Origin of the sequence: Blautia sp. MSJ-19, from assembly GCF_018918125.1 — a bacterium.
Classification (GTDB): domain Bacteria; phylum Bacillota; class Clostridia; order Lachnospirales; family Lachnospiraceae; genus Blautia_A.
The window spans coordinates 42,223-60,906 of sequence record NZ_JAHLQA010000042.1 but is presented as its reverse complement, the minus strand read 5'-3'; the positions used below and the strand labels follow the sequence as shown (position 1 = coordinate 60,906).

Here is an 18,684-nt window from a genome sequence, read left to right as displayed (position 1 = left end):
GTCTCAGATACCTTTTGTCATTGTCTGGATCAGTTCATCAAATTTCTTCTTGTGTTCCTGCTGCATCCGTGTAGCTTCCTGAATCCTGTTATCAAGGTTTTTCTTTAACTTCCGGGCTTCTTTCAGCAGTTCCTGATAATCCTGAATCGTTTTCCGGGATATCCTCACAATCTCTTTGTCAACCTCCCGTTCCTGCATCAGTCTCTGATTTTCTTTCTTCAGTGCAATATTTTCTTCTCGCAGCTGCTGTACAATATCTTTTCTGCTGTCACCTGATATTCTCTTATTTCGTATCTGCATTCCTTTTCCTCCAAATTTATATAAAAAGGGATGTCCAAAACAGACACCCCTGTAACATCACCAATTAAATTTATTCTTCGCAAGCTTGCTTCCACCTGCCAGACGATCAGTTGTCATAGACTGTATCATCTTTTCGAATTTATCATCTTTCTTCAGCTGATTCATAAAGTCTTCGTAGTTCTCCACATGGTCGATTGGAATATTGAACTCATAGTTTGCAGTCACCTGAACATTCTGTTTGACTGTTGCACCCTGAAGCTGTTTTATCTGATTAGCAATACCATCAAAAGCAGTATTCGCAAACATGGATGTATTCATATTCGGTGTAAAATCGAATCCATCCCTCAATGCATCTCTCAGCTTTAAGAAGTTTTCAGTATCCACAGAATTCAACACAAGCTCCGGTTTGCTTGGAGTACCATCCAACTGAGCAAGTCCGGTATAATCAACCAGACCGCCTGTCTTATAACCTTTCAGCTGGGCTTTTGTAACCCATCCTAAGTCGCCGGAACCAAGTTTCTTACCAGTAGAGATATGATATGGCTTCTTAGCACCTTTCTCGATCTTGGTAACATATACTTTCTTACCTCTGTTCTGACTTCCGGCTCCACCTCCACCGGAAGAGTTTCCGGTATAAGAACCACTTACAAAAGTAACCTTGTCACCAACTTCAACTTTACCGTTACCCTGTTTGCTTCCGGTATTGGTTTTAGTTTGCTGACTGTTGGTATTTCCGGTATTTTTCTTTTCCTGCGGGAGATCAGTGTCTTTTTTAGCATCGTTATTAACCTGAGTGGACTGCTTATCACTGTTTGTCTGCATTGCCTGAACTTTGGTATTGATAGCATTAAGCACTTCATTAACACTTGTTACCTGACCAAGGATGCTGCCTTTGTTATCAGCAGTACCAAGAACAGTTCCTGTGGTTCCCCAGATATTTTTCATTGCATCTGATAAAGTGGCTCCAACTTTTGTCGCTTCAGTCTGTAAAGTCTGATTGATGCTTTCCTTATTGGCATTTGAATCATCAATCATCTGCTGCACAAGAGCATCCACATTATCCAGTCTTGTATTCAGAGTTTCTTTATACGTATCAGAAAGATCGCTCAGGAGTTTCTTCTGTTCAGAAATATATCTGTCATATTGAGTATCCTGTAATTCTTCCTGTGCATCCTTCAGATCTTCTTTAAGTTTCTGGACAGTAGCTTTTGACTCTTCAGAATCATCACCAGAATAAGCATTCAGCTGTTTCTGGATCTTGGATATCTCTTCAGTCTGATCTTTGACTTTCTTCTGATAATCATATAAATCCTTTGCAGAATCTATAGAATCTTCATACTCATCAATCAGATTTCCAAGAGCATCAATCTGCCTGTTGATGCCTTCCTCAATAAGATCAGCCATCGACTGTTTCTCATCTTCCGCAGATTTGATGTTATCTCTCTGAGCTTCAAGCAGCTCTTTTCTACGGTCAATAAGTTTGGTATTATTTGGATCTTTCGCAATCTCAGCATTCAGCTTCTTGATCTCTTCAGCATACTGATTTGCCTGTGCCATATAAGTGTTATAGTTCTGACCATGCAATCCCATAACAGCCATACCGGTATCAGTAAGTTTACCTGTCACATCAGCATTCTCAACTTTATCTGTATTCCTCTTGGTGTCTTAGCCAATAGGTCTGCAAAATACATGTTGGATGTAAAAGACTTTCTTGACATGATTTTTCTATCATTTATAATGGAATCAAAGAAGGAGGTGCATCCTATTTGAATATTGCATTACCTCTGGAACACTCCATGGTCATCAACAACTTCGTTATTAAGATTGGCAGCCAGATAAAAGATAGCCTGTGCCGTGTTTTCGGTGACAGCGTTCAGTATGAATGGCATGAAAACGATGATAAAGTCGTTATCCCGGATGTATCAATCATCTGTAACCTCAGAGATCGTAAGAATGTATCTTTCACCGGAATCCCACGTTTCGTTATGGAAGTTTTGTCAAATGCCACAGAAGATTACGACCGGCACGAAAAAATGAACATCTACTGCAAGGTCGGTGTATCCGAATACTGGATCGTTGACTGGCGAAAAAAACAGGTTGAGATTTATCTTTTTGACTTCAAAGACGATGGTGAAAGTTATCCGTATCTGTACAAAACCGTAACTTCAGCCAACAAAGAAGAATTGCAGATGGTCATGTTTCCGAATCTTCACATAACCTTTGACGAATTATTTGATATCGGTGAATACTAAAAAAGAGGGCAGACATCTGATCTGCTCTCTCCTGATTTTATAAACTCAAAATTTTCTTTTCTGATTTTCCGAACCGGCTTTCTTCCTATATAAAGAGTTTCCTGCGTAAAGTTGTAAGTACCCCGGGGCAGCGTTACTGTTCAATGGTTTCTGCTGCATTACCCATATTCATGATATCATCTCCGACTTGTTTCATCTGTATATGCATTTGTTTTTGTAGTTCGTTGGCTTGCTCACGAAGTTTTTCATCCACACAGTTTGACTCATCCTGCAATATCATAAAAAATCGAATGAGTTCAATTTTTTCATCATAATCCAACTCTACTTTGTATTGCTTATCTGAGGTACATCTTCTCTGAATAGTGTCCCAAATCATGATTAACATAATCCGTTTAAATCCTTCTTGAATCATCTTTCTCTCATTTTCATCCGGTTCGAAATTTAAAACATCAGCATAATCCTCCGCACCAATAGTAATCTTGTTCACCTTCTTAACATCAAACTTTTTGTCTTCAGCTCTGTTTTCGAATTCATTTTTTATTGCTTCTGTGATTTCAAAATATTTCCCGCTTCTTACTGCTGCACACTCCGACTTCAATTTATAAAAATCAAGGAACCACTTCATATAGATGTTATATTCTTCCAACAGTTCATCATCAGGAACAGTAGAATTAATTGGCAATTCATTATTCAGGAGGAAAGAACATGAACAGGACAAGAGTTGAGACCATGATGACATATGAGGACTGGTGCAAAGCTCACCGGAAGACGTTAAAAAAGATGTTTCGCAATACAGCATCTGCTTGTATTCAATGGACGATTACCTTTATCTGGATTTTTGGTACTCCAATTGCAATGATCGCACACTGGGTACTTGTTGGCTACTAAAGCATGAACCCTGACAAGGTTTATATAAATAATTCAAATCACAGGAGGATATTGCAATGGATGAAAAGATTAAGGAATTTACAGCAAACAAGCTTCAGGAGATAAAAAGTGGCAAGAATCCGGTTGTTATCGCTTCAGAGGTTGACGGTTATCTGGAAGCACTGAGAGATGCCGGTATCATCACACCAATTGAATGTGTTGACATTTTTTATGATTTCTCAATCAATATGGTGAAAGCTACCAATCCGGATATCTCAAGCGAACAGGCAGCTCTGAAGAAGCTCAACAACTGGAAGGATGTTCTTAATATCATTTCGGAACATATGTAACAGACAAAAAGTTAGCGACTCCCAGTCAACTTAATTGCAGATGCATCTGTCACACGCACTGGCAGCTGCACCATAAAAATATCTATTAAAACTTAAATAAAAAGGAGAGTTCATAATTATGACTAATACAAACACATGGACACAGAGCAACATCATCAACGTAGAAACAGGTACAGCAAGTCAGGTTGCTGCATACTCACTTTATGGTCATGAGCTTTATCAGTATAACACTGTAGTCATGGCAGCCGACACACATAGAAAACTTTTGCTCGCAAATGATGAAGTGCCGGATGATCCCGATGAAGATGTAAATTTCCATATGGATCGATTCAACACATTCTCTGATGATCTTGCTGCCTTATTCCAGAAAGAAGTTTCTGACAAGTATCATCTGCATAAAGGACAGTGTATCCTTCACGTTGACCTGATTGATAACAACATGACGGCTGTCGTAAGCATTCAGCATTACGAAGATTATCATTTTATCGTCAAAGATCACAAGATTACACTGAAGGATTGATGTCCTTCTCTCCTGCTGCCAAATTCTCCAAGGCAGCAGGATTCACAGCAAAGCAAATGAACATATTCAGAAAGGCGGTTCTATTATGGCAAAAGTAAAAATCGAGAAAGATATGAGACCTCATGAGATCTCTTCACACTGGAAGAAAGATCTTCTTGCTCTTATGTCCGACTTCTGCATAGCACCGGAAGTTGCAAGGCATATCATTACGCAGACAGAAAAGGAAGCTGCTGCCGGTGAACCATGCTGTCAGGTATACCGGAGAGGATGGCAAAAATTCAGGACTGTCTTTCTGAGCATGTAGTTATTCTAACGAGCGGTAAAACGACTACTTCAGGAAAACGCTTGTTATTTCACAAGAATCACAAAATTTACTACTTTTCACCGACAGGTCAGATTTACTACTAAAGAAGGGATTCCAGAATGTATTACGGATATTGCAGAATCAGCACACCAAAGCAAAACATAAACCGACAGATCAGAAATATTCTCTCTGTTTGTCCAGATGCCAAAATCATCACAGAAGTATATACCGGCACAAAAATCCAAGGCAGAAAAGAACTTGACAAGCTCCTGAAGATCGTTGTGTCTGGTGATACGATCATCTTCGATTCTGTCAGCAGAATGTCCCGTGATGCAGAAGAAGGTTTCTTGCTGTATCAGGAATTATTTCTGCGTGGCATTAATCTTATTTTCATCAAGGAACCTCATATAAATACGGACACCTACAAGAATGCTTTGCAGCAGCAGATCACTCTCACCGGAACAAATGTGGATTTCATTCTGGAAGGTATCAATAAATATCTTCTGTCTCTCGCTAAAGAACAGATCAGACTTGCATTCGAACAATCGGAAAAGGAAGTTCAAGACCTCAGACAGAGAACAAAAGAAGGATTGCAGACCGCCCGGCTTAATGGTAAACAGATTGGACAAGTCTCTGGAACGAAGCTCACAACCAAGAAATCTCTTGCTGCTAAAGCGATCATCCTGAAGCATAACAAGACCTTCGGGGGATCATTGAACGATATCGAGACAATTCAGCAGACCGGAATCTCCAAGAAAACATTCTACAAGTATAAGAAGGAATTGTTGACAGAATCCACTTCTACGTTCACAGAGTTAACTTCTGCTTGTTGATTATGATTCAATCGGCTATAATATTAATAGAAAAACTCATAATCATCATTTGAATGGAAGGTGACAATATGCCATTACCAAAAGAATCGACTTACACAATAGATGATATTTACGCTCTGCCAGAAGGCGAAAGAGCCGAACTTATTGATGGTCATATTTATTATATGGCTCCACCAAGCAGGATACATCAACGGATTTCAACACGGCTTGCCAGTATTATTGATCGTTACATTGAAGATCATCATGGTCAGTGTCAAGTTTATGCTGCCCCATTCGCCGTGCATCTGGACGAAACAAGCAACACTTATGTAGAACCGGATATATCAGTTATCTGCGATCCTAATAAGCTGAATGATAAAGGCTGCATGGGTTCTCCTGACTGGATCATTGAGATCGTATCTCCTGCAAGTAAAAGAATGGATTACTACACGAAACTGTTCAAATACAGAACTGCCGGTGTCCGTGAATACTGGATTGTTGACCCGTCCAAGAATCAGGTTGTAGTATATAATTTCGAACATGGTGATATGGAGCAGTATACATTACAGGATTCTGTAAAAGCCGGAATCTATGAGGATTTATCTATTGATTTCTCACAGATTAATCTGTAGAATTCCCTACCTTCAAAAATCAGCACTTTTCTCCAAACAAAAAGTTGACGTTTATCCCTGATGCTACAAAGGATTTACGTCAACTTTTCTTGTTCAAAAAAATCACGTTTCTGTTTTAACCTGAATTTGTATATGATTCCGGTCAAGTTTTTTTCTTGAATTTCTCACAGGAATCACAATGAATTTTTCCCACTTTTTATATTCTGCTTACGCTGTATCGGGTTCGGTATCGAGTCATTCTCATCTGAAGCAAAATGTTGTAGTTACTATGCTTTATAATTTCTACTATTTTAGTCAAATTTATTTTTTCTGACCATGTAGCTACTATGTTCATTTTCTTATCGTGGCAGCCATCGAATTGCTTATCGTAATTATGTAGTGTACTGCTGCTGATTTGAAGGATGTTACTGCTGCTGATGGACTGGTAGATTATGCGGTAAAATACTTTGTGATTACTGGTGTTATTCAGTTAATCGACACTGTGTCTATTATCGTAGATGACGGGCGGTGCGGGGTTGGATGGGTTATTTTATATTCGTTAAAACCAATTCATATTCTCCTGGTTCGTTTAAAAATCCAATCGAATTTCTTCCTGCAAAAGACTCTCCAACACTCACACTTGGAGAAAGAACGCTTCCAGATGTAACAACAATCCCATTTTTATATAATTTATATCCAACTTCACAAATAGTACTATTGACATCAGAATATTTATCATATGTCTTTGTACCATCTACATATATATAAAAAGTATAAGAGTTACCAGTTTTATAAGCTTTGTAATATATATTAGTAACATTACATGCTCTCATTAAGGTATTACCATAATAATTATAAACTTCGACTGGAACTTTTGGTAATTTTATAGTCACTGCACTGATTACATTAACAGTTATTCTAACACAATCATTATTCGTACTATTTGTAATTTTTACTGTCGTTGTTCCGGCTTTTTTTCCAGTGATATTCAATTTAATCCAATCATTATTCCATCCTTTTATCCATTGACAATCCACGATATTTGAATCATCTACAGCATAATAAACAGAACCAGTTCCTGTATATTTAATAGACACAGTATTGCTTTCATCTTCTTTAACAGAAATTGAATTCACAGACGCACTCAATTCTATTTTAGGAGCCGGAGTTGGAGTTGCTTTCACATATTGTTGTGTATTTCCTCCTGTCTTACGTTTCTTTACAGTAACTTTACAAGTATATTTTTTATTTCCTACTTTTGCAGTAATTTTAGCCGTTCCTGCTTTTTTTGCAACTACAAGACCATTATTCAATACCATTACAACTGCTTTATTACTAGAGCTCCATACTACCTTTTGCTTTGTTCCTGTAACTTTTAAATTATACTTATTTCCAACAGTAAGACTAATAGAAGTTTTTGATAATTTAGGAGCTTCCACCGTAACTTTGCAAGTATATTTTTTATTTCCTACCTTTGCAGTAATCACAGCTGTCCCTGCATTTTTGGCAGTCACTTTACCTTTACCAGTAACTGTTGCAACACCTTTTTGAGATGATGACCACTTCACTTTTTTTGAATTACCATTAACCTTCAACTGCAAACTTTGTCCTTTAATCAAAGTTACCTTTGACTTATTGATTTTTGCTGCCGCTTCTACGGTTTTCACATTAAAAACTTGTGCCAAGGATACCGGACTAATCATCCCAATACACAAAACAACCATCAATGCAACTAAAATTTTTCTCAACTTTTTCATTACTCTTCCTCCTACATTTCAATCATATCTGCATTCAACCATGGAATTGTTATCGTAGCTCCACTTACTGCTTCATAGCTGTAAACACCCAAGGATGTACCATATACTGTTATTTTGTCATCTTCAAGAAGTCTATAACTCAGTAAATCTTTATCATAGGTTACAAAAATAACCGTATCATAACTATTATTCATTGCAACTCTGGCATAACAAATATCTCCACTACTATCAGCTTGAAGTACTTTTCCACTGATTTTTATTTTATTCCCCGTATATGTATCAGGATTTCGTGCCAACTGATCGTATGTGTAATCTCCGGCATACTCCCCTTTTGAAGCTTCTTTCTGCACTGCATCCTGTACCTTCTCTACAACATCCAGTGACTGTAATAATTCATCTGTCACAAGACCGTTAACCGTTAATCCTTTATCGGTCTGATATTTCGTAACAGCTTCTGTTGTTTTACCGCCCGCAACTCCGTCTGGATTGCCGCAGTTATATCCTGCATCGTTCAATGCTTGCTGCACAATTCTAATGGTAGTCGCATCTTTGTATTCTACTACAGGTTTCTGCTCTGCTTCTGGTGCTGTTTCTTCCGGTGCAGCTTCCTCTGTTGGTTCCGGTGTTGATGTATCTTCAGCAGGAACTTCGGTTGGCTCCGGTGTTGGTGTTTCTTCTTGATTTTTCTCAGAATTTTTCAGTTCTTCATTTTCTTTTTTCAGTTCTTCGTTTTCGGCTTTTAAATCGTTGTTCTCAGCTTCTAATGTCTCTATCTGTTTTTGCAGCTCAGACACATCATTTTCTTGTGTTTCATCTGTTGATGTTTCATTGCCCTCTTCATGCAAATTCTGACTTATCTCATATTTTGAGTCAATTTTAACTGTGACACTTTCTGTATCTTCTGGGACAAAAAATGGTAATGCCACTCTCTTTTTCTCCCCCGGCTTTATGTCCGCTGAAAACTCATATCCATCTTTTGATGTAGTTGATACATCATAAAATTCAGCAGATATTCCATCTGCATCCACCAATGCAACTTCTCCGGTTCCGACATTATATGCACTTAACTGATTGTCATAGTTTTTGTAATCAATATTCTCAATAACACAATCTACGCATATAACCTTTGCAGTTCTATCATCTCTGTCAAACTGGTCGGTTTCAACAATTTTATCAACCGTCACCTTATAGCTACCTGAGTCTGTCTGAATTTCTGCTTCCTGTCCATATTGCAAAACATCTTCTGCATACACATTACTTCCGAACATTAACGTTGCTGCTGCAATACTGGCTACTACTACTTTCTTCTTCATTCTTCCAACCCCCATGTTCTTTTTTTATAATAAAAAAGCACCACTCCCCACATTTCTAGGAAAGTGATGCCTTAATATCATCTAACTCGTTCTCTCTGTTTCTTGTTGCAACTGGCTGTCATACATTCGCTTAGACCCTGTAGTTTTGCGTCACCGGATTTCTCCGGCTATGCCATATTCAATTTTATGTGTTTGTATCATTCATTAATAGTCACCTTTCTGACTATAGTCAAGTATAAGACTACATCATATCATTAAATTATATTTCATCATGTTCTATTTCTTTATCCTTCCATTCGTCAAATGTACAGGATTTCCTCCTTATTTTTTTTCATAAGACCATAAAAGGTAATAGAAAAGGTAATAAAAGTAATAAAAATTGAAAATTTTTAAAAGTCTGGAAACCCTTGATTTTACTAGTATCTCAGTCGGGGCAACAGGATTTGAACCTGCGACCTCACGGCCCCCAGCCGTGCGCGCTACCAAGCTACGCCATACCCCGGTGAGAACTATTATAACAAGCAGTCTTTTATTTTGCAACTGTTTTTACGATGCTTTACCAGCCACCGGAATATGGTTTCGTATCACATCTGTATGACTGTATCGGTCATACCTGGTCTTTACATTTGTAAAAGTGATCCCGGCCGTCTGATTGGCAGCATCCAGAACTGCCGTTCCTTTTTCTCCTGAAACTCTGACATTGACCGTGTCCGCTTTTGCACTTTCAAATTGATATCGCAGGGTCCTCAGTTCACTGATGGTATAACTGCCCGCCGGAATTTTTTCAAATCGACAGGAAAGCACTGCATACTCACCGTCCTTTTTGTAATTTCCCTTCGAAAATTCCACAAAATCCTCATACGCATGTCGGATTCCATTCTGGTCCGTCCCAATCACCCGAAATCGAAATACAGGATTACCATGCGCCCAGGTGATGCCTGCTTCCTTGATCTTTTTTGTTACAGTGATCGTTCCATCTATCTGTCGAACCGTCCCTTTGATCCAGGATTCATTCGTACTCTGTGTGTCCTGCATCCGGTCTGATATGATAGTTCTGGCTGCGGTATTTCCAATGGTATACGTTCTGTCATTTTCCGTACAGTGTCCATGTGCCTTTATGGTCTGACTGTCTTCTGCTTTCACCCGGATTCTGAAATAGTATGTTACATCATTATATGCTTCATCTGTTTTCAGGAAAGATTCCTTCGCAGAAAACGTAACCACATGTTCTGATTCACTAATATCAAATCGGTCTGTCACATCGTTTCCAAGAGAAGTCTCCACACTTCCCTTCTGATAATCAAGACATCTATCCAATTCGTCCTTTACCACAAAAGAAGAATACGTTCCAGGAAGAAGTCGCTGTGCGATCACATAGTCAAATGTCTGTTCTTCCGTAATCAGATATGGCGGATCCTCCTTTGTAAATTCATGACGTTTCATCGTTTCATAAGACTCTGTCTGATCTCCGACTTTTTTCTCCGGTGCCGGATTCGGTTCATAAGTTCCGATCGTCTGCCCTGTAGAAATGTAAAAGGCATTCTGTGCTCCTTTGCTGTTTTTCCAACTGTCCTGTGCCAGCCAGTTCAACGTAAAAGATCCATTAAAGTCCAGCTGACACCAACCACGCACATCTTCATTCTCGATCGAACCGCCGCCTTCTTTGCCTTTGATCTCGTTGTACACGCTTCCATCATCCATTATGCCTGTGGTCACTTTAAGGTGATCATATCCTTTTCGCATATAGATATGATCCACACCCCATCCATCATAGGTTCTGATTCCCTGGCCTTCATCGAGATCTGCCACCGTGATATGTCCTTTGGGATAAATCTGTGTCTGCGTGTTATGCAGCAGAAATTCAAATTTAAAGCGTACTGCACCAACGGAAATTGTATTAAATGCAATTCTGTTTTTGTAAAAAAGAACACATGGAATAATCTTGGTTCCATCTCTTCCCACATGATCTTTATCTACTGTGCCCCACTTTTCCACTTTGACACGAAGATCTACGATCTGGCCCCGGTACTCACCCACATCACTGTATAATGCTGTAATCGGTTCCGTATAAGTAGTATCGTCAATCGCACATCCATAAAAAGTCTTGCAATACTCTTCCGTATAACCAACACTGTCACCAAACCAGCCATGGACTTTGTCGTTTAATGTCCCATTACTACGGCTGATATAAGAAAGTTTTGTCACTCCTTTTCGAAATGCATACGTAAAAGCATATGCTTCCGGCATCTTATAGTCTGCGCTCACCCAGTCAATCGGAACTTTGCTTGTTGCTCTTGCTACAGATTTCTCACTTTCTCCGTCTGCAAATAGTTCCTCTTCGGATTCCGCTGCAAATGACACTTCCTCCATATCCGCAGAACTTTCGTTCACTTCCTCTGTCTCTTCCTCATTTTCTTCAAAAGAAATCTCCGTGTCCGAAATCGGTATTTCCACAGCATCCAAATTTCCTATCTCCGGATTTTCTTCATCTGTTTCCCTGTCCTCCTGCGACTCTGGCAATTCCGACTCATCCACTTCCAGACCATTCTCAAAATCCGGATACTCCATATCCCCTGATTCTGTCGACACCGTTTCCAGCCTTTCCTCTGAAGCATACACTGTAGAAAAAGCAGAAGCTGCCATAGCCACAGCCATCAGAAAACCTGCTATTCTTTTTTTCATGACTTTTCTCCTCCTTTAAAGATTTTCAGTGCCAGAACTGCAGCTCCTGTACCGATAAAGAGAAGTATCCATCGCTCTACATGTGTTTCGTCACCTGTTTTCACACCTTTCTTCTTATTTGTACCTGAATAATCGACAGCTGTCGAAATACCTCTGCGCGCTCCTGTTTCTCCATCAGGAACATCCTCTGAAATATTCTCATCTTCTTTAACCGAAAATGTCCAGGTCACATCTGTTTTTTGCAACGCATAAGAATTGTCCCATTCCTGAGGAATTTCTATCTGAAACTGAATCCGATCTTTCTGTCCCGTTTTAAGGACACCCAGGGAATGTTCACTGCTCATTTCCTGAGAATCAAGTGTACCTTCATACAGTGTCCGGTTTCCCTGCCAGATTTTCAGACGGATTTCTTTGAGCATTTTCATCTGCTGCTGCGAACGTCCCTGCGTACCTGTATGGAAAAAAATCTCCGCCTCATTTTTCGTGGTATTTGCCACTGTTACCGTATCTCTCAGAATATCTCCTGGCATGGCGGTCTGCAGATTCGTAAAGAAATCATCCGGTACTGCAACCAGACGATGTGCCTTTCCATTAAATTCCACAGACAGCTTCGTCTCTCCCTTCCGACAGGTCAAAGCACCATTTGTCTCATGAACACACTGTTGAATCTTCTGATTTCCCCACGGAGACATTGCAGTAAAATCCGGAGTAAAATTCGCAGCCTGTATCGCATCTGCCTGAATATCTGCCCTCAATTTCTGAAGCGCATGTTTCTCTGTCCATTCCTCCGGAATTGTAACTGCTTTAAAAAAGTCGGCCGACTCTCTCTTTTTGAGCACTTTCGTGTAATAATAATATTCCCCACGTTTTACCCAGTCTTCTGAGATTCCGGAAAGTTCCGTATCTGTCAGACCTTCCAGTTCTTCATTCCCGCCTTCCCAATCAATCTTTGCACGAATCCAGCAAGGAAGTGCATAATTCGTGATTCTTGGAATCTTGGAAATTTTCTGTCCCGGAATCACATTCTCCGGATCTTTATACTGAACTTCCCCGGTGCCTTTCTGTGCAAATTCCGAAACAGAAATATGTACATCTCCCACTGAAATACGGTTGACCACATCCAGACTGTCAGAAAACGCACCGTAAACTCCGGTTGCCGCAATCATACTGCCAATAAGAATTCCTGCTGCGATTTTTGTACCTTTTTTCATATCTTCACCCGCCTCTTTTAATTCTCATTGCTGTAATATTTCCAGGCACTCTGGTAATCATTAAAAGGATCTGCCTCCACAGATTCTTCATATACCTGAATTTCAAATTCCTTCAGCCGATCCCAGTACGTCGTTTCCAGTTTTTTATGAGATACAGTAAAACCACTGCAAAGTGCAGTTGTCGACTCACCTTCTTTCAGACGTTTCGTATAATAGTAAAAACCATCACCGCCATCAATCCAGTTTACGGTATCACGATTTTTCATGGAAACGGCTTTTCCGATATCATTATCAGAATAACCTACTGCAACCCGAACATAACAGTTTACACTGGTGTTGTTCGTTCCCGAAGGATTGTTCGCAACCCATATTTTCTTTGGGATATCCGCATCCTCATCTGTATCAATCGGTGTTGGAGTCGGAAATTCCTCTTTGATCTCTGTATCATTATTTCCGGGAACAATTACATTCTTTGCCTGGTCATAAGCGGTCTGATATCCCGACACGCCCTGCACTCCGGCAAACAACCCCAGAAGGATTCCTGCTCCGGCCAGAATCTTCTTTCTGTCGGTCATGTATCTTCACCTGCTTTCCCCGCACTATTCAGTCACCTTGCCCGGCTGATTCTTATTCTGATTCACATATTTCTGATATGCAAGTTTGGCCTGATCCTGTACACTTGATGCACTGTCACCTGTATAGGATGCCTGAATCGCATATGCTCTTACCGGAATCTCCAGCTGCTGTCCGTCAAGCTGTCCTTCGATAATATTCAGGAATTTCACCATATCAAATAACGGTTCCGTAGTTTCCTGAGGTTTCAGAATCTTATTATAGGCAAATACATACACCTGCTTGCTTCCAAGCTTCTGTGCATTCAGTTTTGTCCAGCTGGTTCTTGAACTGAAAGAAAAAAGTTCCTGCATTTTTTTCTCAAGTCTTGTTCCGTTATCTGACACTGCAGTCACCTCAGCCATCGGAATTGACACTTCCAGATACACAAACGCATCGTTGATTCCTTTGTTGCTGATCTTAGGATCCTTTTTGATCACCTTACCTGGTTCAATCTTTTTCTGTTCCTCCGGCTTCCAGTTGTCTTCTTTCAGTTCCACATCAACCTTACCTACTGTAAACTGGTTGGCTACTTTGTCATAATCTGTAAGATATGCAGACACACCGCCTGCAGAAGCAAGACATAATACACCTGTCAGAAAAAGTACTTTTTTCATGTTATTTTTCATATTTGATTTTCCGCGCATTTTTTTTGCGCTCTCCTTTCCATTGAATACCCTGCATCAGGAGAAAAAGCAGTTCCTGCAAAAGCATAAACATCAGTATCGCAAAAACTGTTTTCTGTTTAAAAAATACTGCCGCATATCCCAGAAAAGGAAGTGAAAAGACCACTTTCCCAATGATCTGGGATGGCATTACCAGGGCTGCATCCTCTCCATTATTTGCATCACCTTTTGTCCTGTAACCATTTTGTTCTTTTCCGACTACACGATGGCTGACCTTACTGTCCCCCGCCTGGTACGTAATGATCTCTCCGATTTCAGGCGTCCGATTCTTTGTATCTGTAAAAGCAATACCTCCTGTTTTTAAAACCGGCTCCATAGAACCGGACAGTACTGTATCTATCGAGATTCCAAAGAATGGAAGTATCAGAAGGAACAGACCGGCCACCGCCATGAATGTCAGAAAAATTCTTCCGGCTCTTTCTGCCGTTTTCATGCTTCTCCTTTCTTGTTTTGTTTTGAAAAATAAATTGGATTTTTTTGCAGATCTGCATTGATTGAAAAATCAAGATTGTCTTAAGATGTCTTTATCTTATGCCCTGTTCACGGGAAAGTCAACAAAATTCGTTCGTCAGATTGTGACAGGCATAAATAACAAAAAACGACATGCCCGGGATAAATCGGGCATGCCGTTTGAGTATCGTAATTGTGGAACTTCAAATTCCGCTTCGCTACATTTGAGTATCGTAATTGTGGAACTTCAAATTCCGCTTCGCTACATTTGAAGAGCGAAAAATTTGCTACGCAAATTTTTCTTAGTTGTTGATCAGTTTGTCTTCGCCATTCCAGCTGTACAGTTTACGAATTTCTTCGCCGACTTTTTCTGACGGATGTTCAGCAGCAAGTTTTCTCATAGCTTTGAAGTGAACCTGTTTTCCAGCATCAGACATGTCAAGCAGGAATTCTTTTGCGAATGTACCATCCTGGATGTCTGTCAGGATCTGTTTCATAGCTTTCTTTGTTTCTGCTGTGATGATCTTTGGTCCTGTGATGTAATCGCCGTATTCAGCAGTGTTGGAGATAGAATATCTCATTCCTGCAAATCCTGACTGATAGATCAGGTCTACGATCAGTTTCATCTCATGGATACATTCGAAGTAAGCGTTTCTCGGGTCATATCCAGCTTCGCAAAGTGTTTCGAAACCAGCCTGCATCAGTGCGCAAACACCACCACAGAGAACTGCCTGCTCTCCGAAAAGGTCTGTTTCTGTTTCTGTACGGAATGTTGTCTCAAGGACACCAGCTCTTGCTCCACCAATTCCAAGGCCATAAGCAAGTGCTCTGTCAAGTGCTTTTCCTGTGTAGTCCTGTTCAACAGCTACCAGACACGGAACACCTTTTCCTGCCTGATATTCGCTTCTTACTGTATGTCCAGGTCCTTTTGGTGCGATCATAGTAACGTCAACATATTTCGGCGGTACGATTGTTCCGAAATGGATGTTGAAACCATGAGCAAACATCAGCATATTGCCTTCTTCAAGGTTTGGCTCAATGTCTTCTTTGTAAAGTTTAGCCTGTTTTTCATCATTGATCAGAATCATGATGATATCAGCCTGTTTTGCTGCTTCTGCTGCTGTATATACTTTAAAGCCCTGCTCTTCGGCTCTCTTCCAGGACTTGCTTCCTTCATACAGACCAATAATGACATTGCATCCTGATTCCTTTAAGTTCAGTGCATGTGCATGTCCCTGGCTGCCATAACCGATAATCGCAATGGTCTTACCATCCAGCAATCCTAAATTACAGTCTTCCTGGTAAAAAATCCTGTTTGCCATTTTTGTTTCCTCCTAAGCTATTTGTAAAATAATATTTATCGTTAAAGGGCTGTACCCCTTAGCAAACTTAATAAATCTGTATATAAAAGACCTGTCTTTTACAGGAATTTTACATCACTGGCACCTCTGGAAAGTCCGGTAATACCAGTTCTCGCAAGTTCAAGTATCTCATACTCACCCAAAAGGTCAATCAGCGCACTTAACTTACTTTTGCTTCCTGTCATCTCAATGACCAGAGAAGTCTTTCCGACATCAATCACATTGGCACGGAAAATATTTGCAATCGAAATGATTCCCTCACGCTGCTCCGGTCTCGCTGCAACTTTGACAAGGACCAGCTCTCTGCTCACGCTGTTATCAGGCTCAAGAACCTTGATATCTCTTACATCTACCAGCTTTGCAAGCTGTTTGGTGATCTGTTCCAGAATCATGGAATCTCCACTGCATACAACCGTCATTCTGGAATAACGCTCATCCGCAGTCACGCCGACTGTCAGGCTGTCAATATTATAACCTCTGCGGCTAAACAGTCCGGAAATACGGCTCAGTACACCAGCAGTGTTATCTACTAACAGGGACAAAATTCTCTTCTGCATAACGCACCTGCTTTCAACACTTTAATCTTGTAAACAATTCCATTGTAAAATTGTCTGCATGTTCTTTATTATAGCAACATTACATCGTTTGTCAACGAAAAATTTTGTATACATTGCACTTTTTTGACATTTTATGCACTTTTATACAAGATATTTTTTCCGGAGATCTTCCAGATTTTTGGATGACATATAGAGTGCTTTTTTCATAAAAACATCCATGGATCCATAGTCTTTTTCAATTGTCTCAAATACCGTATCCAGATATTCTTCTTTTACTCTGTACAGAAGCCGTACTACATCCATCACTTCATTATCCACGATCATTTTTGTCTCCAGAAGACGTATCATGTGTTCCATCTCTCCCTCCAGACAGAGATTTGTCCTCATAAAATCTTCATAGATTGTTTTTTTCGGGACGCCCAGTGCATGCAGCAGCAGTGCAGTTCCTACGCCCACACGATCCTTACCGGCACTGCAGTGCCAGAGAACCGCACCTTCTTCCTGATGAAGAAGGACATCCAGAAAACGTGCATACTGTTTTACACTGTAATCATCATGGACAAGCGAAGCATACTGTCGAAGCATAAACTCATCCGGTGATGCCTTGACTCGATTCAGCATTTCCATAAAACCTGCTTCTCTTGTAATCCCAAGGGTTTCTTCATCCACGATCGGCATCTCAAACCAGGTCACACCTTCCATAACCGTATCCGGTTTTTTGAGAGATTCCATTCTGGTCCGGAAATCAATCACAGCCGACAATCGATATTCTTTTTTCAGCATATCCTGGTCCATGATAGACAGATGGTACAGGTCTCCACTTCGAAGAAGTCGTTTCGGCAGAATATGCTTTCCGTCCACTGTTTCCAGTGCTCCCAGATCACGTGTATTTGGAAGGCTCTGCAGCGGGATCCTGCCCCCTTGTGGGTAACCGGTCGCAATCTCCGGATGCAGTGCTTTGAGAAGCTGTATACAGCTGTGGATCTCTCTGTCTGTCATCTCAAACTGATATTTCTTTTTTCTTCGCGTAATGATCACCAGCGAACTGGTACTGTACTGTTTCTGTACACCACCCTCTGCACCTTCTTTGCGTTTGTACGCCCAGAGAATATCTTTACATGGAAGATAATTGATCAACATGTGTCTGGAAAAAATAAAGTTGCCATCCTCGATTCTTATTTTTCCGTATTTCATACCTTCTCCTTCTAAATAAGTCCTAATTTGGTAAGTCCGTTCCGGATTCCATAATGAAACATATCTGTCGTCACATAATCTGCAAGTTCACGAATCTTCGGGGAGCCATTTCCCATGGCAACTTTTGTCGCCGCATATTCAAACATGGAAAGATCGTTGTTGCTGTCTCCAAATACCACCGTATCCTCCCATGCAATGTCAAAGATTCTGCAGACTGCGGCAATTCCCACAGCCTTGTTGCATCCCTTCGGGATCAGCTCAATCGTTGTTCCGACAAATGCATTCTCCTCGTGATGAATCACATCATAATATCGTTCCAGTTCCCGGCAGGCCTGATCCGCATTGCAGCCATCCTGCATCTTGGCACTGATCTTATTGATATGCATACAGTTTTCGTTTCCACGGATCGGTCTCCATTTCGGTCCAAGTGCCTCTGTGATCAGATCTGTATACCAGTTTACCTCTGTAGTATATTCCTCTTTATCATAATACATATAATCGGCACCTTCCATAACCGGAATCAGTCCGTATCTGCGCAATACTTCCACCGAATATTTTGCCACTTCCGGTGTCATTTCATTATTGTAGAGTCTTTTTCCGTCTTTTTCAATCGTTGCCCCACAGGCACTGATCATTCCTGTAAACGGAATCTGCTCAAGATACCACGGTACAAATGCACGGCTTCTTCCTGTGCACAGCCATGCCTGATGCCCGTTTGCGATCAGCTTTTTGATAGACTCGATTGCACTGTCCGGCACTCCTTTTTCTATATCGCAGATCGTTCCGTCTGCGTCAAAAAATACTGCTTTTTTATCACTCATTTTTCTTTCCTTCTTTTCTTCACT

21 protein-coding genes, 1 tRNA gene and 1 riboswitch are annotated in these 18,684 nt (G+C 40.5%); of the genes, 7 read left to right on the top strand and 15 right to left on the bottom strand.

Going from position 1 to position 18,684, the window contains the following annotated elements; all coding sequences use genetic code 11:
* Positions 1 to 3: 3 nt before the first annotated feature.
* Both KQI91_RS14095 and KQI91_RS14090 read right to left on the bottom strand, forming a co-directional pair.
* Complete coding sequence (locus tag KQI91_RS14095) at positions 4 to 300, bottom strand: hypothetical protein (protein ID WP_216393402.1); 297 nt, start codon at positions 298 to 300, stop codon at positions 4 to 6.
* A 57-nt stretch (positions 301 to 357) separates the two neighbouring features.
* Entirely contained in the window at positions 358 to 1,926 is a 1,569-nt protein-coding gene (locus KQI91_RS14090; RefSeq protein ID WP_216393401.1) for a hypothetical protein, read from the bottom strand.
* 170 nt (positions 1,927 to 2,096) lie between these two features.
* Between KQI91_RS14090 and KQI91_RS14085 the strand changes: the two genes are divergently transcribed.
* Positions 2,097 to 2,552 (top strand): Uma2 family endonuclease, encoded by a 456-nt coding sequence (locus KQI91_RS14085; RefSeq protein WP_216393508.1) that lies wholly within the window; start codon positions 2,097 to 2,099, stop codon positions 2,550 to 2,552.
* Between the two features lie 133 nt (positions 2,553 to 2,685).
* On the opposite strand, the gene KQI91_RS14080 is transcribed toward KQI91_RS14085, so the two are convergent.
* Entirely contained in the window at positions 2,686 to 3,198 is a 513-nt protein-coding gene (locus KQI91_RS14080; RefSeq protein WP_216393400.1) for a hypothetical protein, read from the bottom strand.
* 59 nt (positions 3,199 to 3,257) lie between these two features.
* On the opposite strand from KQI91_RS14080, the gene KQI91_RS14075 reads away from it, so the two are divergent.
* From KQI91_RS14075 to KQI91_RS14050, 6 genes are all read left to right on the top strand, one after another.
* Positions 3,258 to 3,440, top strand: coding sequence for a hypothetical protein (locus KQI91_RS14075; RefSeq protein WP_216393399.1), 183 nt, complete (start codon positions 3,258 to 3,260; stop codon positions 3,438 to 3,440).
* Between the two features lie 56 nt (positions 3,441 to 3,496).
* A complete protein-coding gene (locus KQI91_RS14070) occupies positions 3,497 to 3,769 on the top strand; it encodes a hypothetical protein (protein WP_216393398.1) in 273 nt (90 codons plus the stop codon).
* 118 nt (positions 3,770 to 3,887) lie between these two features.
* Complete coding sequence (locus KQI91_RS14065; protein ID WP_216393397.1) at positions 3,888 to 4,289, top strand: hypothetical protein; 402 nt, start codon at positions 3,888 to 3,890, stop codon at positions 4,287 to 4,289.
* 85 nt (positions 4,290 to 4,374) lie between these two features.
* Positions 4,375 to 4,593, top strand: a complete 219-nt coding sequence (locus KQI91_RS14060; RefSeq protein WP_216393396.1) for a hypothetical protein — start codon at positions 4,375 to 4,377, stop codon at positions 4,591 to 4,593.
* A 119-nt stretch (positions 4,594 to 4,712) separates the two neighbouring features.
* Positions 4,713 to 5,426, top strand: coding sequence for a recombinase family protein (locus KQI91_RS14055; RefSeq protein WP_216393395.1), 714 nt, complete (start codon positions 4,713 to 4,715; stop codon positions 5,424 to 5,426).
* Positions 5,427 to 5,494: 68 nt separating this feature from the next.
* The gene (locus KQI91_RS14050; protein WP_216393394.1) at positions 5,495 to 6,037 is read left to right on the top strand and encodes a Uma2 family endonuclease; all 543 of its coding nucleotides are present in this window, start codon (positions 5,495 to 5,497) and stop codon (positions 6,035 to 6,037) included.
* A gap of 524 nt (positions 6,038 to 6,561) precedes the next feature.
* Here KQI91_RS14050 and KQI91_RS14045 read toward each other — a convergent pair.
* The 12 genes from KQI91_RS14045 to KQI91_RS13990 all read right to left on the bottom strand — a co-directional run bounded on the left by KQI91_RS14045 (position 6,562) and on the right by KQI91_RS13990 (position 18,660).
* Complete coding sequence (locus tag KQI91_RS14045) at positions 6,562 to 7,773, bottom strand: Ig-like domain-containing protein (protein WP_216393393.1); 1,212 nt, start codon at positions 7,771 to 7,773, stop codon at positions 6,562 to 6,564.
* Between the two features lie 11 nt (positions 7,774 to 7,784).
* A complete protein-coding gene (locus KQI91_RS14040) occupies positions 7,785 to 9,026 on the bottom strand; it encodes a peptidoglycan-binding protein (protein ID WP_216393392.1) in 1,242 nt (413 codons plus the stop codon).
* 163 nt (positions 9,027 to 9,189) lie between these two features.
* A riboswitch (cyclic di-GMP riboswitch) is annotated at positions 9,190 to 9,270 on the bottom strand.
* 244 nt (positions 9,271 to 9,514) lie between these two features.
* Positions 9,515 to 9,588, bottom strand: a tRNA-Pro gene (locus tag KQI91_RS14035).
* 44 nt (positions 9,589 to 9,632) lie between these two features.
* Positions 9,633 to 11,768, bottom strand: coding sequence for an isopeptide-forming domain-containing fimbrial protein (locus KQI91_RS14030; protein ID WP_216393391.1), 2,136 nt, complete (start codon positions 11,766 to 11,768; stop codon positions 9,633 to 9,635).
* Positions 11,765 to 12,979, bottom strand: a complete 1,215-nt coding sequence (locus KQI91_RS14025; RefSeq protein ID WP_216393390.1) for a hypothetical protein — start codon at positions 12,977 to 12,979, stop codon at positions 11,765 to 11,767. The genes KQI91_RS14030 and KQI91_RS14025 overlap by 4 nt, the downstream gene beginning before the upstream one ends.
* A gap of 17 nt (positions 12,980 to 12,996) precedes the next feature.
* Positions 12,997 to 13,554, bottom strand: a complete 558-nt coding sequence (locus tag KQI91_RS14020) for a hypothetical protein (RefSeq protein ID WP_216393389.1) — start codon at positions 13,552 to 13,554, stop codon at positions 12,997 to 12,999.
* Between the two features lie 24 nt (positions 13,555 to 13,578).
* Complete coding sequence (locus KQI91_RS14015; protein ID WP_253288618.1) at positions 13,579 to 14,238, bottom strand: TasA family protein; 660 nt, start codon at positions 14,236 to 14,238, stop codon at positions 13,579 to 13,581.
* A complete protein-coding gene (locus KQI91_RS14010) occupies positions 14,210 to 14,710 on the bottom strand; it encodes a signal peptidase I (protein WP_216393388.1) in 501 nt (166 codons plus the stop codon). The genes KQI91_RS14015 and KQI91_RS14010 overlap by 29 nt, the downstream gene beginning before the upstream one ends.
* A 319-nt stretch (positions 14,711 to 15,029) precedes the next feature.
* Entirely contained in the window at positions 15,030 to 16,049 is a 1,020-nt protein-coding gene (gene ilvC / locus KQI91_RS14005; protein WP_216393387.1) for a ketol-acid reductoisomerase, read from the bottom strand.
* Positions 16,050 to 16,147: 98 nt separating this feature from the next.
* Complete coding sequence (ilvN, locus tag KQI91_RS14000) at positions 16,148 to 16,645, bottom strand: acetolactate synthase small subunit (protein ID WP_022214762.1); 498 nt, start codon at positions 16,643 to 16,645, stop codon at positions 16,148 to 16,150.
* A gap of 141 nt (positions 16,646 to 16,786) precedes the next feature.
* Entirely contained in the window at positions 16,787 to 17,839 is a 1,053-nt protein-coding gene (locus tag KQI91_RS13995) for a tyrosine-protein phosphatase (protein WP_216393386.1), read from the bottom strand.
* Between the two features lie 11 nt (positions 17,840 to 17,850).
* On the bottom strand, positions 17,851 to 18,660 hold the full coding sequence (locus tag KQI91_RS13990; RefSeq protein ID WP_216393385.1) for a Cof-type HAD-IIB family hydrolase: 810 nt from the start codon (positions 18,658 to 18,660) through the stop codon (positions 17,851 to 17,853).
* Positions 18,661 to 18,684 lie beyond the last annotated feature (24 nt).